Raw genomic sequence first — 1,002 nt, forward strand, 5'->3', positions numbered from 1 at the left:
TCACCCAGTACAGACTTCTCATACCCTTTGAACAAGCCCTTGCGTCCCTTTGCCGATGCATATTTGCCACCAACGGTCACCGCCACGCGGTATGCCCGTTTTTCATTCCATAGAATATCGGCAACAGTCCCGTCGGGGTCTGGGTCTCTGGATACCTCAAGTAGCGAAGTTACCGACGCAATGAGTTCGTTGTCTCGTCCGCCTGTTTCAAACTGCTCAAACTCCGGCCAGACCTTTGATTTAACTTGGTTCCGAGGGTTCTTGGTCGCCTTCTCTTCGCAGATGACAACATGGGCAATGCCGTCGCTGTCGAACTCAATAATGAGGCCATCCAACCCTTTGTCCGCTTTAATCATCTGTGGAGCCCGTATGAGAGCCTCATCGTCGAAACGGTGAGCGGCGATCCACGCAATGACCTGAAAAAACCAACCATCCCGATGGTAGGTCTTGTCGCCAGTGCCGACGGTCAAAAGCTTTCGCGCACCTTCGAAACCGCCTTTGGGATAGCGCGCGGGCAAATCGCCTGTGGCGCGCAATATGCGCTCCACTGTTCGCGACTGACCTATTGCGACGCGGGCCAGGAGCTCAGCAAGCTGGTCCTCGTCCTCAATCGTCCAAGTGGAGCCCGACCAACAATCTTTCTGCCGTATTGGGGTTAGGGTTACTGGCATGAGCTAGACGCGCAACTCAGCGATGTCGATCAGGCTTGGCGTCTTAACGGTAGCTGCAGAATGAGTGTTTCTCATCGTCGGACTCGCTCAAATGTAGAACTTGAATGGCTGGCGTTCGGCGTCATTGGCGCTTCCCATGACCAGAACATATTTATTTGTCATTGCGCTGCCCTTGTCTCGGCCAGAAAAGCTGCAAACGGTCGAATATCTTCCCTCACGCTCGCTGTCTCTAAAGCGGCCATGTAAGCCGCGCGCTGTTCGAGCTTGATGACTGTCCATGGTTGCCCGGCAGCGGCCATCATGACGTTCATCAGAAAGCGCGCTATTCGAC

At 54.3% G+C, this 1,002-nt stretch carries 2 protein-coding genes; both read right to left on the minus strand.

What is annotated here, in order from left to right:
* The coding region (locus C8029_RS04850) for a hypothetical protein (protein WP_193217592.1) at positions 1 to 536 on the minus strand (536 nt) is incomplete at its 3' end.
* 222 nt (positions 537 to 758) lie between these two features.
* A partial coding sequence (locus C8029_RS22250) for a hypothetical protein (RefSeq protein WP_226946230.1) occupies positions 759 to 1,002 on the minus strand: 244 nt, incomplete at its 5' end.

Origin of the sequence: Roseobacter sp. TSBP12 (genome assembly GCF_009129705.1) — a bacterium.
Taxonomy (GTDB): Bacteria; Pseudomonadota; Alphaproteobacteria; order Rhodobacterales; family Rhodobacteraceae; genus Celeribacter; species Celeribacter baekdonensis_A.